This is a genomic window from Acinetobacter piscicola (genome assembly GCF_002233755.1).
GTDB lineage: Bacteria > Pseudomonadota > Gammaproteobacteria > Pseudomonadales > Moraxellaceae > Acinetobacter > Acinetobacter piscicola.
Genome location: NZ_NIFO01000022.1, coordinates 15,708 through 34,954, shown reverse-complemented (window position 1 = coordinate 34,954; position 19,247 = coordinate 15,708). Strand labels below are relative to the sequence as shown.

Here is a 19,247-nt window from a genome sequence, read left to right as displayed (position 1 = left end):
CTTATATGTTGTATGGGAATAATTAAAGATTTATTTTAAAAGACTTTTTTGGGGTTTTGTTATGGCTTTAGATCGAACTACGTCACAAGTATTATTTGATAATGGCACACATAAATGTATTAGTTTTACCAGTTTGGTTAAGGGGGAAGGTGTACAAGCCAATCAGTTTTTAATTCTCAATAATGAACGAGCAGCAGTTTTAGATCCAGGTGGGGATTTAACTTATGTACCATTAACCATGGAGCTGAATAAATATACGCGCCTACAAAACTTAGACTATGTGATGGCATCGCATCAAGACCCTGACATTATTACCTCTATGCCACGTTGGTTGGTCTATACCGATGCAAAAGTTGTGGCATCTAAATTATGGGCACGCTTTTTACCGCATTTAAATTCAGCTTTTATGAGCGATCGCATGAAAGGTGGCTGGTTAGAGCGTTTGATTGAATTACCTGATCAAGGTGGTTCGATCCCTTTGGGTGAAACACGAATTATTGTCGTTCCTGCACATTTTTTACATTCAGTTGGCAATTTTCAATTCTATGATCCAATTTCAAAAATCTTGTTCTCTGGTGATATGGGAGCATCAATTGTCGATGATGCAGCTACACCGATTGAGAATTTTGCTTTGCATGTTCCAACTATGCGTGGTTTTCATCAGCGCTATATGTGTAGTAATCGTATTATTCGTTTGTGGGTCAAAATGGTTCGTCAAATGGATATTGAAATGATTGTGCCGCAACATGGCAAACCATTTATTGGCAAAGACATGATTAACCAATTTTTAGATTGGATTGAAAATTTGCAATGTGGTATCGATTTGATGGATGAATCAGTTTTTACCTGTCCTACATAAAAATTCAAAATGTTAAGCTTTTATCGGTAAATTTTTAAAATTTTCTGGGTTAAATCTATTGTAAACCTCTTTCATTTAGTCAAAATGGAGGAGGTTGTTTGACTACGAGAATTTTAAAAATATGTTGTCTCAAATTTCTGCGCAGGATGCGTGTTTAACTTGCGGAGCATGTTGTGCCTTTTTCCGAGTCTCATTTTATTGGGCTGAAGGAGAGGCTATGCCTCAAAATAATATCGAGCCATTAACTGCAGTCTATTCTTGTATGAAAGGCACCAATCAACAGCAAGTGAGGTGTATCGCTTTAAGTGGTACTGTTGGAGAACAGGTGAGTTGCACGATGTATGAACATCGTAGTTCAACCTGCAAAGAGGTTCAGGCGGGTGATGATCAATGTGCTAAAGCAAGACAAGGCTATGGCTTAATTCCTTTAATTGAAATTGAGTCTGCATATCCAAGCAATGATGAAAGTTTTGATCAAGTTTGTTAAAGCACCATGATTTGTATTCAAATACCTACTTAGGAGTTAGGAGTGGTTGATATATTAATCGTGCTTTTATTCAGCCCTTAAATGATTCATAAAATCGAAAATGTAAATTCGGTTGTCTATATTTAACGAGATTAATTTTAAATTTGAGAAGGTGATAAAGATGGGAAACTTTATTTTCAAAAAACAATAATTACCAAATATTTAGCATCAAAAATACAAAAATTATCTTATAAAATGAAAATTGAACTGAAATTTGTATATAATAGCTCACGGAAATTACCAGCGAGACTGTTATGTTGACCATCGTTCAAGAAGCGCTAACCTTCGATGATGTCTTATTACTCCCTGCCTACTCTACTATTCTCCCAAAAGATGTCTCTTTAAAGACACGCCTGACTCGTGGCATAAATTTAAATATCCCTATGGTTTCAGCAGCAATGGATACTGTGACTGAGTCACGTATGGCGATTGCGATGGCACAAAATGGTGGTATTGGTATTCTACATAAAAACATGGATATTTCTGCGCAAGCCGCAGAGGTTCGCCGTGTAAAGAAATTTGAAGCAGGAATGGTCAAAGACCCGATTACTGTGACGCCTGAAACAACCATTCGTGAATTGATTGCAATTACTCAATCAAACAACATCAGTGGTGTGCCAGTTGTGAAAGACGGTAAAGTTGTGGGTATTGTGACTGGTCGCGATACACGTTTTGTCACGAATTTAGAACAACCTGTCAGCAATATCATGACTGGACAAGATCGTCTTGTGACTGTTCGTGAGAATGAATCTAAAGAAAATATCCAAGCATTATTGCAAAAACACCGTATTGAAAAAGTATTGGTGGTTGATGATCAAAATGCTTTAAAAGGTTTGATTACGGTAACAGATTTCCGTAAAGCTGAATCTTATCCAAATAGTTGTAAAGATGATTTAGGTCGTTTACGTGTCGGCGCTGCTGTAGGTACAGGTGCAGAAACACCAAGCCGTGTAGAAGCGTTGGTTGAAGCGGGTGTAGATGCGATTGTTGTAGATACTGCACATGGTCACTCAGCAGGTGTGATTGAGCGTGTACGTTGGGTAAAAGCCAACTACCCGCAAGTTCAAGTGATTGGCGGTAATATCGCAACAGGTGATGCTGCTTTAGCATTATTGGATGCTGGTGCAGATGCTGTAAAAGTCGGTATTGGTCCTGGTTCGATCTGTACAACACGTATTGTTGCAGGTATTGGTATGCCACAAATCTCTGCGATTGATAGTGTTGCCAATGCATTGAAAGATCAAATTCCTTTAATCGCAGATGGTGGTATCCGCTTCTCTGGTGATATGGCGAAGGCGATTGGTGCAGGTGCAAGTACGATCATGGTGGGTTCTCTCATGGCAGGTACTGAAGAAGCGCCAGGTGAAGTTGAATTCTTCCAAGGTCGTTACTATAAAGCGTATCGTGGTATGGGTTCATTGGGTGCGATGGCAGGTGCAACAGGTTCTGCAGATCGTTATTTCCAAGACTCTAAAGCGGGTGCTGAGAAACTTGTTCCAGAAGGGATTGAAGGTCGTGTACCTTACAAAGGCCCGATGGGCAATATCGTACATCAAATGATGGGTGGTTTACGTTCATCGATGGGTTATACAGGTTCTGCAACCATTGAAGACTTACGTGAAAATGCAAAATTTGTGAAAATCACTGCTGCAGGTATGCAAGAGTCGCACGTGCATGATGTAACGATTACAAAAGAAGCGCCGAACTATCGTGTAGGCTAATCTTTCGTAGTATTTTTATTGAAAAAAGCCGTCAGTTTATGACGGCTTTTTTATTTTGGTGTAAAGTGGTGCAATTGAAAAATTGATTGTTATACAACACATAATAAGTGGGTAAAAAATGAGTTATTTTGGAACAGATGGTATTCGTGGACAATTTGGTCAGCTCCCAATTACCCCTGAATTTGCGCTGAAATTAGGCTTTGCCGCAGGAAAAGTATTAAAGCAAATTAGCCCAAAATCTAAACCGATTGTGGTTATGGGTAAAGACACGCGATTATCAGGTTATATTTTAGAAGCAGCTTTGCAAGCGGGTTTAAATGCTGCAGGTGTTTATGTACATTTATTGGGGCCATTGCCTACACCTGCGATCGCACATTTGACACGTGCATTGCATGCCAACTTAGGTATTGTAATTTCAGCATCGCATAATCCGTATTTTGATAATGGCATTAAATTCTTTTCAGACGAAGGAAAGAAACTGCCAGATTCAATTCAAGAAGCGATTAATAAAGAACTTGAAAAAGACATTGTTATTGAAGACAACGCAAACTTAGGTAAGAGTGTGCGTGTTAAAGATGCCAATGGTCGCTATATTGAATTCTGTAAATCCACATTCCCATACCATTTTAACTTGCGTCATTTAAAAATCGTGGTGGATTGTGCCAATGGTGCAGCTTATAGCGTAGGCCCTGCGGTATTTCGTGAGTTAGGGGCCAAAGTCATTGCACTTTACAATGAGCCTGATGGTTTAAACATCAATAAAAATTGTGGTTCAACTCATCCTGAATGCTTACAAAAAGCTGTGGTTGAGCATCAAGCTGATCTCGGTATTGCTTTTGATGGTGACGCTGACCGTGTGGTTTTGGTTGACCGTTATGGCAAGTTGGTCGATGGTGATCATATTCTTTATATTCTTGCAACTCAGGCAAGCACTAAACCAGCAGGAATTGTGGGTACAGTGATGAGTAATATGGCTCTTGAATTGGCTCTTGAAAAACAAGGTGTGCCTTTTGTACGTGCCAATGTCGGTGATCGTTATGTGCTTCAGAACCTAGAAGAAAATAATTGGGTTGTGGGCGGTGAGCCATCAGGGCATATCTTAACTTTGGACAAGAGCACCACAGGTGATGCGATTATTGCAGCATTACAAGTGTTGACCGTGTTGGTTGAACAAAATAAATCTTTAGATGAATTGGTTGCAGATTTTAAAGTTTTTCCAAATGTATTGGTCAATGTACGACTTGAACAGATGATTGATCCGTTTGCGATTCCTGCGTTGGTGAGCGAGTTTGATCAAGTTGAACAACAACTCAAAGGTCGCGGTCGTATCCTGATTCGTAAATCAGGTACGGAGCCTGTGATTCGTGTTATGGTTGAAGGGGATAATCAGCAAGAAGTGACTGATTTAGCAAATCATTTAGCAGATTCTGTACGCCAACATGCTAATGCTTAGTCTCTAAAAAGGTAAGGTTCATGAGTGATGTGATTAAAGATTTGAGTGAGTTGAGACTGACTTATCAAAAGGGTGAATTGCATGAGGAACAGGTGGATACACAGCCACATGAGCAATTTCTCAATTGGTTCAATCTTGCTTTAGAAGCAAAGTTACATGAACCTTATGCCATGTCATTGGCGACAGCAAATGCACAAGGTCGCCCGCATGTACGCACGGTTTTATTACGTGGTGCAACAGAAGCAGGTTATGATTTTTATACCAATTATGATAGCCAAAAGGGTTTAGATTTAGCTAAAAATCCTTATGCTGAATTATTGTTCTATTGGCCAGAGCTTGAGCGTCAAGTCCGTATTGGTGGTTATGTTGCTAGAATCTCTGAGCAAGAATCAACAGATTATTATCATAAAAGACCTCGTGACAGTCAAATCGCGGCACATATCAGCACACCACAAAGTGGCGTAATTGAAAGTCGTGAATTGTTGCAACAACGCTTTCAAGCACTGCATGATCGAGTTGATGAGCAGCAAGAATTATCGAAGCCTGAATTTTGGGGTGGTTATCGTTTAGAACCAAACTACTATGAATTTTGGCAAGGTCGCCCAAATCGCTTACATGATCGTTTGACCTATGAACGGATTGATAGCGTTTGGAAACTACAACGTTTGATGCCATAAATGCAAAATATTCAAATAAAACAACGTCCATTTCTAACACGCCCTGAACAATTTCAGGGCGTGTCACCCTTTATTGCTGAAATTTTGGCACGTCGTGGTGTTCAATCTGAGCAAGAGCTTGATTTAAAATTAAAATATTTACTTGCGCCGAAAATGAAAGGCTTAGATCAAGCTATTCAAATCATTGACCAAGCGATTGATGAAAATAAGAAAATCGTCATCGTTGGGGATTATGATGCAGATGGTGCAACCAGTACTACATTGATGATTTTGGCGCTGCGCGAAATGGGTGCCAATGTACAATATTTAGTACCCGATCGTTTTAAGTATGGTTATGGGTTAACTCCCAAAATTGCAGACTTAGCTTTTGAAAGCTTCCAACCTGATTTATTGATTACTGTTGATAATGGTATTTCCAGTCATGCAGGTGTTGAGCAAGCTCAAGCGCATGGCATGCAAGTGATTATTACAGATCATCATTTAACTACCAAAGAAACGCCGAAAGCTGAAGCTGTAGTTAACCCAAATCAATTGGGATGTGAGTTTCCAAGTAAGGCTTTGGCAGGGGTTGGGGTCGCTTTTTATCTATTGGCAAATTTAAGCAGTCACCGTGGGAAACTAGGTAAATTGACTGCAAAAATGCCACAGTATTTAGATTTGGTGGCTTTGGGAACCTATGCCGATGTTGCAAGTTTAGATTATAACAATCGAATTTTGGTTGATGCTGGCGTGAAGCGTATTCAACAAAACCAATGTCGTGCAGGAATTAGTGCATTATTGGATATTGCAGGACGTGATCCAGCAGAACTCAAAGCCTCTGATTTAGGTTTTGTATTAGGCCCGCGTATTAATGCGGCAGGACGCATGGAAACCATGGACATTGGGATCGAATGTCTTTTGGCGACAGACATGCAAGCGGCTTATGCACTGGCTCGACAATTGAATGATTTGAATCTAGAGCGTCGTCAAGTTGAATCTCAAATGAAACAAGAGGCATTGCTTGCACTTGAGGGGCTACAACTTGATCAGGACAATTTACCTGCTGCATTGGTGATGTTTGAAGAACATTGGCATCAAGGCGTGATTGGGATTGTTGCAGGGCGTTTAAAGGAACAATTTCACCGCCCAAGTATTATCTTTGCAGCAGACAAAGATGGGGTTCATATTAAAGGTTCGGCACGTTCAATCGATGGGATTCATATTCGAGACAGTATTGAAAAAGTCGCTGAACAATATCCGCATTTGGTCAGTCATTTTGGTGGACATGCGGCGGCGGCAGGTTTAACCATTCAAAAACAACATTTTGAAGAATTTAAGCAGATATTCACTCAACTGATTGCACAATCAGAAGATGAATTGTTTCAAGCCACTTTATGGACAGATGGTGAGTTGCCGAATCAGGCATTTCAAATCCAAACAGTCGATACCATTGAAGCTTTAGGGCCGTGGGGACAAAAATTTCCTTCGCCTGTTTTTGAAGGTCAATTTCAAATCTTGGATTATCGTTGGCTAAAAGAGGTACATCTCAAATTAAAATTGGCTTTGGAGAATGGTCAATCTGTGGATGCAATTGCTTTTAATGCATTGAATAAATTTAATTTTGATCCCATGCAAAAGAATGTTCGTATTGTTTATGAGTTAGATAAAAATCAGTTTAATGGTAATGTGAGTTTGCAGTTAAAGATGCTGCATTTAGAGCATTAACAATGAATGATAAAGATAAATAACGAAATTGAATAAAAAACCGCTCAAATTGAGCGGTTTTTTTATAGGGTTGTAAATTAGAAGCGGTAACCAGCACGTACACCATAAGTATTGTAGTCATCACCAAAACCAACACGACCTTCAACACTTACTTTTTGATTTAAGAATTTTTTCGCAGAAATACCGAATTCATCACGTTCAGTTAAATCATTGTTATAGTAATCTGCACCAACACTTAAGGTTTTGTCTAAATATAAGTCAGTACGTACTTTGTATTCATCTAGATCACCAAAAGCGCCATAAGCTTCAAAGTTGGCATCGTATTGACCAACTTTGGTTACATATTTGGCACGCACGGTTGGATCAGCACCGTCATCACCATTTTTTTCGTCATAACCTGTCACACCTAAAGCAAGTAATAACCCAGGTGCTGGTAAATAACCGACTTCTGCGCCGTATGTTGTGACTTTAGAGTCGATCGATGTGTTATCCACTTCAAACTCATTGCGACCGACACGACCACTTACGTAGAAATCACTGTTTGGTACGTAATATTCAAGTCCTGCACCGTATTTTGTATCTTTGATGCCATCGTTATCAGCATACTCTACATTGGCTTTTACATTACTCGCACGATCAAGGAAAGCAGCTTCATTGAGCGGTGAATTACGAATTTGAACTGGATTGAAGTAATAAGTACCGTCTACACCGAAATTATGGGTTGCATCATAATCGTCCCAATCAGCATAGGTATAAGAACCGCCCACTTCAGCTTGATACGCATGTGCTGCTGTACCTGTCATTGCGATAGTCGATAGAAGCGCTGATGCAATTGCTAACTTTTTCATGGATTCTTCCCCTTTGGAAATGATTAGGCTAAAAAGTTTTTTAAATTTTTTGTTACATCTTTAAGTCTAGAGTGAATCGAAATATCGTCAATATTAGCAACGTAACAGAACTGTAGTTTTAGTAGGTTTGTGTAATTTTATCAAATATAAATATTTGATAAATATTAAAAATTATCTATGTTTAATTTTATTAAAACTGTGTAGATAGTGTGGAGAATGATGGTGATTGAGTGAATAGTAAACATATTTTGTAATAAAAAAGGCATTCTTGTATAGAAATGCCTTGAAAAATTTAATCATGTTTAATATTAGAAACGGAATGTTCCATTGACATTAAAGGCCTGTAGATCATCGCCAAAACCAATAGCACCACCGACTGCAAAGATGTCATTTAAGAAGTATTTGCTGCGTATAGAAAAATAATCTACATCGTCATCGCCATTATCTTCAAAGTTATAAGCAGCGCCTAAGCTAAATGCTTTATTAAAATAATAATCTCCACCAACAGTGATGTTATCTTCATCACCAAATCCTCCATCTGCTTCTAGGTTAATATATTGGTCAGCATTACCGACTGGAAAAACATATTTTGCTTTTACTGCAAAAGCATTGTCTTCATCGTTTTCATCATCGCCATTATAACCGTCCACACCTGCAGCAATTAATAAGTTGCTCATAGGCATGTAGCCGACTAAAGCTCGATAATTGGTACGATCATATTCATTTTTATTGTAGTCAGAACCATAAGAGAACTGCTCTTTTTCTTGGTATTTTTCATGATTCATTCCAATGTCTGCATTGAAATAGAATTGCTCATAAAAATATTCCAAACCAACCACAAAATTATGATTTTCAAATTCATCTTTTCTAGTACCAGTAGAGCCCACTTGATCTGCTATGGCATAACGGTCACTTTTAAGCTCAGTATAATCGTATGCACCATACACATTACTGGCATGCGTTAAAAAAGCGCCTTCATTTAAAGGACCTTGCTTGGATTGCACGGGTGCGAGATAAAATGTACCGAGCAGATTGAGTTGATTGTCAGAATCTGTATAGTCATCATCATGGTTCGTATAGGTATAACCTGCATCGATTTGCGCAATATAGGCAAAGCTAGAACTGGTCATCGCTGTTAAGAGTAAAGCAAGAAAAGAACGTTTCATAAAATCCTCTAGGAAGGGTTATTGTTGTCTATTGTTTAGTGTTTATTTAAAATAATGTGCTATTGTTCACAAAAAATGCACTTAGGTCAATTGTTTTGTTAAATAAAAATGCAATATCTCAACTTTTTCTGCACTGTGGTAGAATATTGCCGAATTAAAAAACGTCAAATGTGAGATTAAAACTCGTGGAAATTAATCCTTATTTAAACCAGCTAAAAGACTTAAATGACCGTGGTCTAACACTACGGGGGTATCTTTGACTACGATCTGAAGAAAGAGCGTTTAGAAGAGGTTCTCCGCGAGTTAGAAGATCCGACGATTTGGAATGACCAAAGTCGTGCACAGGCAATGGCAAAAGAAAAAGGTGAGCTTGAAAATGTCATCAATGTTTTAGAAGGCTTAGCCAATCAGCTTGAAGATGCCAAAGCAATGCTTGATTTGGCGGTTGAAGTTGATGATGAAAGTCTGCTAGCAGATGTACAAGCGGAACTTGATTCAAGTGAAGAAGAGTTAGCAAAACTTGAATTCCGTCGTATGTTTAGTAATCCAATGGATCCAAACCCATGTTATGTGGAAATTCAAGCGGGTTCAGGCGGTACAGAAGCACAAGATTGGGCTTCAATGTTGCTGCGTATGTATATGCGTTGGATTGAACGTCATGGCTTTAAAGCTGAATTGATGGAAGAATCTGATGGAGATGTGGCAGGGATTAAATCTGCAACTATACGTGTAGAAGGTGAGTATGCTTATGGTTGGTTACGTACAGAATCAGGTGTACACCGCTTAGTACGTAAGTCTCCATTTGACTCAGGTAACCGTCGTCATACTTCATTCTCAGCGGTATTTGTATCGCCTGAAGTCGATGATAATATTGAAATTGATATTAATCCTGCAGATGTTCGTACCGATACTTATCGTGCGTCTGGTGCAGGTGGTCAGCATATTAACAAAACCGATTCAGCAGTACGTTTAACACATGCACCAACAGGTATTGTGGTGGCTTGTCAGAACCAGCGTTCACAACATGCTAACCGTGATCACGCTTGGAAGCAGTTACGTGCAAAACTCTATGAATTAGAGATGCAAAAACGTAATGATGCCGCAAAAGCACTTGAAGATACCAAGTCTGATATTGGTTGGGGTAGCCAAATTCGTTCGTATGTTTTGGATGACTCTCGTATCAAAGACTTACGTACTAGCGTGGAAAGTTCAAATACAGGTGCAGTATTGGACGGTGACTTAGATAAGTTTATTGAAGCAAGCTTAAAACAAGGCCTATAAGCCTTAAGTTTGTAAATTAAATACTTAACAAAAGCAAAGCTTTAACAGCTATTTATATTAATATCTAAAATATTCGATATAATAATCGAAAAAATACGATATAGTGTATTCAAGATGCTGAACAGAGCTTTGCACTTTTATTGAATGTGTCTAAGATGGATATTGATTTAATTTTTAAAGCATTGGCAAATCCGACTCGACGACAAATACTGGAGTGGTTGAAAAACCCACAACAGTTTTTATCGGAAGAGCAATGCGGTGGCTTTAATCGTGGTGTCTGTGCAGGGAATATCGAAAAACTCGGTAATGTCTCTCAGTCAACGATGTCTAATCATTTATCTGTATTACAACAGGCAGGTTTAATTCAGGCAGAAAAATATGGTCAATGGTCATATTTTTCTCGCAATGAAGCTCTAATTCAGCAATATATTGAATATCTACACAGCTCACTTTAAATTCTTTTCACTATTTAATATTTATAGAATGGAAAAAGTGAGTCATGAGGTTAACATGGCTGAACTGATTTCTCCCCTGATTCTTGGCGATTTAAAACTTAAAAATCGCGTGGTGATGGCTCCTTTAACGCGTAGTCGTGCAACAGATGATCGTGTACCTACAGCAATGATGGCTGAATACTATGCACAGCGTGCAAGTGCAGGTTTAATCATTTCTGAAGCAACCGTTATTTCCGAAGAAGCCAATGGTTATTTAAATACACCGGGACTTTTTAGCGATGCACAAGTTGAGGGATGGAAAGAAGTCACTCAAGCAGTACATGAAAAACAAGGCTTAATCGTTGCGCAGTTATGGCATGTTGGTCGTGTTTCACATCCTGATTTACTCGGTGGAGAAGCACCTGTTTCGGCAAGTGCTGTACAACAAGCTGGGCATGTGAGTTTACTCCGTCCAAAACGCGAATATGTGGTACCTCGTCCTTTAGAAATCGCTGAAATTCATCACATTACGCAACAATTTAAACAAGCTGCAATTAACGCTAAATCCGCTGGATTTGATGGCGTAGAATTGCATGCCGCCAATGGTTATTTAATTGATCAATTCTTACAAAGTTCAACCAATCAGCGCGAAGACGAATACGGTGGTTCTGTAGAAAATCGTGCACGTTTCCTCCTTGAAGTGGTTGATGTATTGATCGAAGTTTGGGGTGCAGGACGTGTTGGTGTTCATTTAGCACCACGTGGTGATGAGCATGATATGGGTGATGCTGATCCACGTGAAACCTTTGGTTATGCATTGGAAGAATTAGGTAAACGTAAAATTGCTTTCTTCTTTACTCGTGAATATTTGGCAGATGACAGCATCAGTGAAGATATGAAAGCTCGCTCTGGTGGTGTGCCATATATTGCCAATATGGGTCTAAGCCGTGAAGCAGCAATTGATCTATTGGCTACGGGTCAAGCGGATGCTGTGTCTTTTGGTAAGGCTTATATTGCCAATCCTGATTTGTTTGAGCGTTTAGTTGCTGATGCACCTTTGAATGAATTGGTGTTTGAAAATATGATCGGTTCGCAGACTGCGGAAGGTTATATTGATTATCCAACGTTGGCTGAAATGTCTGAAAGTGAGCTATCTGCTTAATATTTTGTTGTTTTTTCCTAATGTTTTACTGTGATGCAAAAGCTGTATTTGTTTGAGAATGAATACAGCTTTATTTTTTGATGGACTCACTTTAAAAGTATTCACTGAGTAATCAGATAAGAAAGGCTAGATTTTGATACGTGTTGAAATATTAGAACCTGCACGGTTGTTTTGAGTACGACAACAAATCATTCAATATGATTCATTAACAACATTATTCATTAACAACTGAATACGGCTCTGTTATATTTGCCGATGAAATTTATTTTGAGGCATTTTGTTTGGCTACTCCTTTTTGGTATAACGCAGCGCTTGCAATCGTCAAACCTTTGTATAAATGGCGAATAAAAAAGCGTGCGCAGAATATGCAGCAATATCAACAGGAATGCCTAGAACGCTTTGGCCCATTTCAAACGCCTAAAAATATACAAACCATTTGGTTTCATTGTGTCTCTTTTGGTGAAACCAATGCAGCACAGCCTTTGATTGAGCATTATTTAAAATTAGGTCATCGTGTTCTCGTCACCAATACCACCAAGACTGGGCAGACTCGATCTAAATCATTATTTCTCAAAGCGCCTTATGAGGCATTGTTTCAAGCAGTCTATTTACCTGCGGATCAGCAGTATTTAATTGCTGATTTTTATCAAAAATATCAACCTAAATTATTGATTTTAGTTGAAACAGAGCTTTGGCCAAATTTAATTGATCAAGCCAAGCAGTTTAAAGTGCCATGTATTTTGGTCAATGCACGTCTTTCAGAAAAATCTGCCAAAGGCTATGCAAAAGTACCAAGCTTGACTCGTCCAATGCTACAAAATTTGGATCGTTTATTGGCACAAGATTTAGCGACTCAACAACGTTTTATCGATCTTGGAATTGAAAATAATCGTACAGAAGTCGTGGGAAGTATTAAGTTTGATATTTCTGTACCTGAGCAATTTATTCACAAAGCTGAACAGTTAAAACAAGATTGGAATTTAAATTCACGTAAAATCATGACGATTGCCAGTACGCATTCTCCAGAAGAAGAAAAGTTATTAACCAGCTTAAAGCCTTATTTAGATCAGCATCCAGATTGGCTATGTATTGTTGTACCACGTCACCCTGAACGTTTTGATGAAGTGTTTCATGTTGCACAGCGTTTGAATTTAAATACCCAAAGACGTAGTTTAAACCAATCGATTCAATCAGATACTCAAGTTTATTTGGCCGATAGTATGGGGGAAATGTGGCTTTGGTATGCGCTTAGTCAAGCTTGTTTTGTCGGTGGTTCGTTGAATGAACCAGGTGGTGGACATAATATTTTAGAACCGATGGTTTTGGATGTACCGACCATTATTGGCCCAAATTATTTTAACTTCCAAGTGATTGTTGATGAGTTTTTACAAGCGGATGCAGTAAAGGTTGGATTAACAGCAGATGATGTTGTTGAGTTATTGGTACGTTGTTTGGAAGATGCAAATTTTGCACAGCAATTGAGTCAGCATGCAATAGAGGTTTTAAATCGCAATAAAGGTTCTTTGCAGAAGCATATTGCTGTGATTGATGGGTATTTATAATCTAGTTATCTGTAAGTTAATTAAGAATTTTAATTGCTATACAACTTTAAAATACGTAATACAGTTAATAACTGTATTACGTATTTTAAATGATATATATGATTTACTAAATGTTTAAAATGATAAAATACTTAGTAGAGTCTTACTTTTAAAGTTTATATTTAGGGTTAAGCCTTCAGCTCGACCTACTTTTCTTTCGGGAAAATGAAAAGCGAAGCTTTGCAAGAAAACCACCTTGCGGAGCTTTGCTCCTCACCGCTGAACTCGTTCAATACCTTCTATGAACTAGATTCATCGCAAAAACATTCTCATTCAAATGTAGTTCTGCCTCAGACAATAGCGGATGACGTTTACGCGTATCAATGAATCATCTCGAAGAAAATTGAAATTTTTTTTGAGCTATTGTTATATAACATCAATTAATAATATTGTCGGTATAATTTCTAGATTGAGTTAGTAGCATTAAAAATTATGCAAAGTAGATAGAATCATTTTATGAATATCGTCTTATTAGATCCTCGTCAAACCTTATCCGAAATCTGGACAATTAGTGCCAAAAGACAGATAGAACATTTAAAAACCCATGTTGATATTCAAGTTGGCGATACACTTAGAGTCGGTATTCGTGATGGAAAACGTTATCTAACTGAAATTATTCATATTACAGAAATCTCTATCCAAATTAAACCGATTCAAGAAGAAATAGTACCTCAAAAATTACCTGTGACTTTAGTTGTGGCATTGCCCCGACCGAAGGTTTTACGCCGTTTAATCATGGATGCAGTGACGTTGGGTGTGGATAAGTTGATCCTTATCCACAGTTATCGAGTAGATAAAAGTTATTGGCAAACGCCTTTTTTACAACAGCTTGATCATTATGTCACTTTAGGTTTAGAGCAAGCAGGCGATACAATAGCACCTAAAATTGAGCTTTATAAACGCTTTAAACCTTTTACGGAAGATATCCTCCCAACTTTAATTACAGCACAATCTCCAGCTTATGTGGCGCATCCTTATGCGGAACTAAGTATGCCTTTTGCGATTGATCATCCGTGTACAGTAATCATTGGTCCAGAAGGTGGTTTTATTCCTTATGAAGTTGATTTACTTGTAAAAAACGGCTGCCAAGCTGTGAGCTTAGGCAACCGTATTATTCGTACTGAAACCGTGATTCCTTATGTGCTAGGAAGATTATTTAGCACGGGCTGATTCTTCTTCAGCATTATCATTGCGATAGATTTTAACTTCTTGAACTGGATAAGGAATAGACACATTATTTTCAGCAAATGAATGAACAACCATTTCTTGAATTTTGCTAATTGAAGCAGAAGTCGATGTCTCAGTGGTATTTACCCACCATTGCACTTTTAAATTGACTGAGAAATCAGCTAAAGCAGTGACATTCACGCTGAAACCGGGTTGGCTTAGAATGCTACTATCTTTGTCTAATAGTTCTAAAATAATATTTTTCGCCTTTTGTACATCGTCTTCATAGCCTATGCCGACAATAAACTCACAACGACGACGTTGATAAGCCGTATTCACAGTCACGGCACTGGTATAAACCGTTGCATTTGGAATCACAATACGACGACCGTCAGGTGAGCGTAGGAATGTTGCACGAATTTGAATATCTTCAACGGTGCCTTCCATATTATTGACAATGATGTCATCGCCAATTTTGAAGGGTTCGCCTAATAGAATCAGTACACCTGAAAGCATATTTTGGAAAATATCTTTGAATGCAAAACCAATTGCGACAGAACCAATACCCAAAGCACTCATCAACTGACCCGGAGTAAAACCAGGAATAGCAATCACCATTGCAATGAGGAAACCAAAGAAGATAATAAAACTACTGCCGACACGGTTTAACACCAAAACCAAGTTTTGGCGAGTGTATGAGCGGTTTTCTAATGTTTTACGGACGAAGAATTTAAATATTTTGGACAATAACCAAAAAATGAGCAGTACTGCGAGCGCAATACAAAAATAGGGTACACGTTCCCAAAAGCTATCTACAATTTTGTCGATGGTCGTATAAGCATCATTATATTTTGCAGTATGTTCAATGACCGTTCTTGCGGTTTTTTCACTTGCGGAATGGAGTAGCTGAGTCGTATCTTGAGCGACTTCACTTAATTTATTTGCTTCTTCAGCCACAGTAATGTCCAATAAAATGATCTGCGTATTTTGCCTGAAATTTCAAATAAGTTAAGCTTTGATTACAGAATTTCTTAGTTTAGATATATAACGATAATACTTATGCATTTAAAGTTTCTAAGAGATATAAAAAATTTATGATTAAAAATAATGTAGAGCCTAAAACGTATATGCGTCTACGCTCTAGGTTGAAGATTTCGGTAAGAAAATGTATTTTTCTGAAAAAATCCATAGGCACTGCGCGCTACACATTATAAGATCAAAAAAACTGCATAAATATTGAAAATACGAATGTTTTTGCAAGTGACTCAATATATTACGACAGTTAAAGTGAACTTTGCGTCTACGACCAAAGCACAATTGTTATACAAAATGCGCTATCGTAATACTGAGTACATGCAAGTAATAAAATCAAGAATGTAGGCATATATCTCGTGATGAGATGGCAAATCAAGGAAGTAGAATTATGAATGAGATTTATCCAGTTCCAGAGCAATTTGTTAAAACAGCAAGAACCAATGAGCAACAGTATTTTGAACGCTATCAGCAGTCGATAGATGATCCAAATACTTTTTGGGCAGAAGCTGCCAATAAACTTGAATGGATGAAACCATTTACTCAAGTTAAAAATACAAGCTATGACAAAGACAATTTTAAAATTGAATGGTTCGCGGATGGTGAACTCAATGTCAGTGCCAACTGTTTAGATCGTCATTTAAAAGAACATCCACTTAAACCTGCGATCATTTGGGAAGGTGATCATCCATCCCGTCATAAGATTATTTCATTTGAAGAATTACATGATGAAGTTTGCCGTTTTGCCAATGTCTTGAAAAAGAATGGTATTGGAAAAGGTGATCGCGTTATTTTGTATATGCCAATGATTCCAGAAGCTGCAATCGCCATGTTGGCATGCACCCGAATTGGTGCTGTGCATTGTGTGGTTTTTGGTGGTTTCTCCCCAGATTCTTTGGCAAGTCGAATAGATGATAGTCAAGCGAAGTTGGTGATTACTGCGGATCAGGGGATGCGTGGTGGAAAAACCATTCCACTCAAAGAAAATGTTGATGCGGCTTTAGCACTTGATGGAACGTCTTCTGTTGAGAAAATGATTGTGGTGCATCGTACAGGGCATCCAATTTCGATGAAAGACGGTCGTGATTTGTGGTATCACATGGAAATCATGACGGTTACTGACATTTGCCCACCCGAAGCAATGAATGCAGAAGACCCATTATTCATTCTCTATACTTCAGGCTCTACAGGTAAGCCGAAAGGTGTTTTACACACCACAGGCGGTTATTTGACTTATGTCAACACAACATTCCGTGAAGTATTTGATATTAAACAAGATGATGTGTTTTGGTGCACGGCAGATGTGGGTTGGATTACAGGGCATTCTTATGTACTGTATGGGCCACTATCAAATGGTACAACCACGGTGATGTCCGAAGGTATTCCACAGTACCCAACATGGGCACGGACAGGACATATTGTTGATAAACATAATGTGACAATTCTCTATACAGCACCGACCGCAATTCGCGCCATGATGCGAGAGGGCGATGCTTTTGTACGAGAAAGTGATCGCAGTAGTTTACGTCTATTGGGTTCAGTGGGTGAACCGATTAATCCTGAAGCATGGAATTGGTACTATACAGTTGTGGGTGAAAGCCGTTGTCCGATTGTAGATACATGGTGGCAAACTGAAACTGGCGGTATTCTCATTTCACCATTACCAGGTGCAACACCGTTGAAACCGGGTTCGGCAACGCGTCCATTCTTTGGTATTCAGCCTGCTTTAGTCGATGCAGATGGTCATGAAATTGAAGGTGCGGCGGAAGGGAATTTAATCATTAAAGACTCTTGGCCGGGACAAATGCGTACAATTTGGGGAGATCCTGAGCGGTTTATTGAAGCTTATTTTTCAACTTATCCGGGGACGTATTTTACAGGTGATGGTGCACGACGAGATAAGGATGGATATTACTGGATCACAGGGCGTGTAGATGATGTCTTGAATGTTTCAGGGCACCGTTTAGGTACGGCAGAGATTGAAAGTGCTTTGGTTGCACACGAAAAAGTCGCTGAATCTGCTGTGGTCGGTATGCCGCATGAGATTAAAGGACAAGGTATAGCTGCCTATGTCACATTACAAGCAGGTGAGGCTGAAACCGAAGAGTTACGCAAGGAATTAGTCGCTTGGGTTCGGAAGGTATTAGGCCCTGTTGCAACACCTGATGCAATTTATTGGGCACCTGCTTTACCGAAAACTCGTTCTGGGAAAATCATGCGTCGTATTTTAAGAAAGATTGCGGCAGCTGAATTGGACAGTTTAGGCGATACGTCTACATTGGCAGACCCGAATGTGGTTGATCAGTTGATTGCTGAGGTTAAAGCAAATAGCTAAGCCAATAAATTGAATGATCTTGTAAAAACCCAATCAAATTTGATTGGGTTTTTGTTTGTTGACGGTATTTTGAATTTTTAACAACTTCATTTTTAGGGCGAAATAAGACTTATAAATATTGCGAAATAGTACTGCCATTTTCATTAAATTTAATCTGTGCAATCGCTCCATTGACTAAGGATAATTGAGGAGGAACATGGCCGATATCCACATCATACAAAACAGGTATATCGAGATAATTTAAGACCGAATGAAGAGCATCAAAGGAATTTAATTGGGTGGAATCTATTATTTCAGTCGCCATATTCCTACCGATAAGTAATCCCGAAATATGATCAAACCAACCATGCATTTTAAGGCTAAGTAAAGTTCTTGTGAGTTCACAAGGTTTTAATTCTGAACTTTCAAAATACAGAATGACGCCATCATTTTCATATTGTTGATAAAACTGGGGAAAGTTAGCAAACTTTGTTCCAGCCAACCTTGAAATTGTTTCTAAACATCCACCAATCAAGCGGCCTTTAAAATCTATAGGAGTGCTTTTACCATCTAGACGTTTCCATTGTGTAGGCTCTGTGAGATTCAAACCTGCTTTTGGATTTGCCTGCCAATCATTCTCTTTTTTCTGATAAAACGATGAAGATTGTTGAGTCATCACCGTTTCTCTATCACTGGTTAGGACATCCCATATTTTCTGCGTCATTGAGTCTAGTGGCTCCGCAGCAAGTTCCATTAAATTCGGCCCATGCAAAGTCGCCCAACCTGAAATCGTGGTTATGGGGATATGCAAAGTACTGAGGTCAGAAAACCCTGAAAACCATTTTGGCTCGATTTTAGTAAGCTTTTCAAAGTCAATCAGCTCGAGTAACTCCATAGCTAACTCGCCGCCCCAAGGTGGCATAATTGCCTTAACTTCTGGGTCAATTAAGAGGCGCTTTAATTCTTCTGCACGTAATATTTTATCTGCACTTTTATTTTTATATACAGCACGTAAGCAGTCTCCTTCGATTACTCGGAAACCTCTTTCTTTAAGCATTTTGATGGCAAGATCTAACCGAGGATGTAATGAAGTTGGGACACCTGTTGATGGTGCTGTAATCGCAATTAAATCCCCTGCGACTAACTTGGATGGGAAACGTATTTGCATATTTTGTTTTAAACCTTTTTCGTTTTAATCCTTTTAAGCACTTCTTAGTAAAATATGATCAAGAAGAACTGATCGAGTGCTTCTTCGTGATTAGTATAATAAAATGAGAAAGTTAAGCGCTCTATTCTAAGCTT

The 19,247-nt window shown here is 38.6% G+C and carries 16 protein-coding genes; 12 read left to right on the top strand and 4 right to left on the bottom strand.

Going from position 1 to position 19,247, the window contains the following annotated elements; all coding sequences use genetic code 11:
• Window positions 1-61 precede the first annotated feature (61 nt).
• From CDA10_RS13300 to recJ, 6 genes are all read left to right on the top strand, one after another.
• Window positions 62-859 carry an oxygen-binding di-iron domain-containing protein gene (locus tag CDA10_RS13300; RefSeq protein WP_089606064.1) on the top strand — a complete coding sequence of 266 codons (798 nt, stop codon included), beginning with the start codon at window positions 62-64 and terminating at the stop codon, window positions 857-859.
• A gap of 121 nt (window positions 860-980) precedes the next feature.
• Window positions 981-1,346 carry a YkgJ family cysteine cluster protein gene (locus CDA10_RS13295; RefSeq protein WP_089606063.1) on the top strand — a complete coding sequence of 122 codons (366 nt, stop codon included), beginning with the start codon at window positions 981-983 and terminating at the stop codon, window positions 1,344-1,346.
• Between the two features lie 293 nt (window positions 1,347-1,639).
• On the top strand, window positions 1,640-3,106 hold the full coding sequence (guaB, locus tag CDA10_RS13290; protein WP_089606062.1) for an IMP dehydrogenase: 1,467 nt from the start codon (window positions 1,640-1,642) through the stop codon (window positions 3,104-3,106).
• Window positions 3,107-3,224: 118 nt separating this feature from the next.
• A complete protein-coding gene (gene glmM / locus CDA10_RS13285) occupies window positions 3,225-4,559 on the top strand; it encodes a phosphoglucosamine mutase (protein ID WP_089606061.1) in 1,335 nt (444 codons plus the stop codon).
• Window positions 4,560-4,579: 20 nt separating this feature from the next.
• Window positions 4,580-5,236, top strand: a complete 657-nt coding sequence (gene pdxH, locus CDA10_RS13280; protein ID WP_089606060.1) for a pyridoxamine 5'-phosphate oxidase — start codon at window positions 4,580-4,582, stop codon at window positions 5,234-5,236.
• Window positions 5,237-6,940, top strand: coding sequence for a single-stranded-DNA-specific exonuclease RecJ (gene recJ / locus CDA10_RS13275; protein ID WP_089606059.1), 1,704 nt, complete (start codon window positions 5,237-5,239; stop codon window positions 6,938-6,940). It begins immediately after the preceding gene.
• Between the two features lie 77 nt (window positions 6,941-7,017).
• Here recJ and CDA10_RS13270 read toward each other — a convergent pair whose 3' ends face one another.
• Window positions 7,018-7,788 (bottom strand): putative porin, encoded by a 771-nt coding sequence (locus tag CDA10_RS13270; protein ID WP_089606058.1) that lies wholly within the window; start codon window positions 7,786-7,788, stop codon window positions 7,018-7,020.
• A gap of 308 nt (window positions 7,789-8,096) precedes the next feature.
• Complete coding sequence (locus tag CDA10_RS13265) at window positions 8,097-8,954, bottom strand: putative porin (RefSeq protein ID WP_089606057.1); 858 nt, start codon at window positions 8,952-8,954, stop codon at window positions 8,097-8,099.
• A gap of 185 nt (window positions 8,955-9,139) precedes the next feature.
• On the opposite strand from CDA10_RS13265, the gene prfB reads away from it, so the two are divergent.
• The 5 genes from prfB to CDA10_RS13240 all read left to right on the top strand — a co-directional run bounded on the left by prfB (window position 9,140) and on the right by CDA10_RS13240 (window position 14,602).
• Window positions 9,140-10,235 (top strand): peptide chain release factor 2 gene (gene prfB, locus CDA10_RS13260; RefSeq protein WP_106408078.1). Its coding sequence is split into 2 segments (ribosomal slippage): window positions 9,140-9,211 and window positions 9,213-10,235, totalling 1,095 coding nucleotides; the frame shifts between segments, so codons are not numbered across the junction.
• Window positions 10,236-10,390: 155 nt separating this feature from the next.
• On the top strand, window positions 10,391-10,690 hold the full coding sequence (locus tag CDA10_RS13255) for an ArsR/SmtB family transcription factor (protein WP_010112358.1): 300 nt from the start codon (window positions 10,391-10,393) through the stop codon (window positions 10,688-10,690).
• 55 nt (window positions 10,691-10,745) lie between these two features.
• Window positions 10,746-11,831 (top strand): alkene reductase, encoded by a 1,086-nt coding sequence (locus tag CDA10_RS13250; protein ID WP_089606055.1) that lies wholly within the window; start codon window positions 10,746-10,748, stop codon window positions 11,829-11,831.
• Between the two features lie 281 nt (window positions 11,832-12,112).
• Complete coding sequence (locus tag CDA10_RS13245; protein WP_089606054.1) at window positions 12,113-13,393, top strand: 3-deoxy-D-manno-octulosonic acid transferase; 1,281 nt, start codon at window positions 12,113-12,115, stop codon at window positions 13,391-13,393.
• A gap of 495 nt (window positions 13,394-13,888) precedes the next feature.
• Window positions 13,889-14,602: a 16S rRNA (uracil(1498)-N(3))-methyltransferase gene (locus CDA10_RS13240; RefSeq protein ID WP_089606053.1), complete on the top strand. Its 714-nt coding sequence runs from the start codon at window positions 13,889-13,891 to the stop codon at window positions 14,600-14,602.
• Here CDA10_RS13240 and CDA10_RS13235 read toward each other — a convergent pair.
• Complete coding sequence (locus tag CDA10_RS13235) at window positions 14,585-15,556, bottom strand: mechanosensitive ion channel family protein (RefSeq protein WP_089606052.1); 972 nt, start codon at window positions 15,554-15,556, stop codon at window positions 14,585-14,587. The genes CDA10_RS13240 and CDA10_RS13235 overlap by 18 nt on opposite strands.
• A 466-nt stretch (window positions 15,557-16,022) precedes the next feature.
• On the opposite strand from CDA10_RS13235, the gene acs reads away from it, so the two are divergent.
• Complete coding sequence (gene acs, locus CDA10_RS13230) at window positions 16,023-17,966, top strand: acetate--CoA ligase (RefSeq protein WP_089606051.1); 1,944 nt, start codon at window positions 16,023-16,025, stop codon at window positions 17,964-17,966.
• Window positions 17,967-18,075: 109 nt separating this feature from the next.
• Here acs and CDA10_RS13225 read toward each other — a convergent pair whose 3' ends face one another.
• A complete protein-coding gene (locus CDA10_RS13225; RefSeq protein ID WP_089606050.1) occupies window positions 18,076-19,113 on the bottom strand; it encodes a S66 family peptidase in 1,038 nt (345 codons plus the stop codon).
• Window positions 19,114-19,247 lie beyond the last annotated feature (134 nt).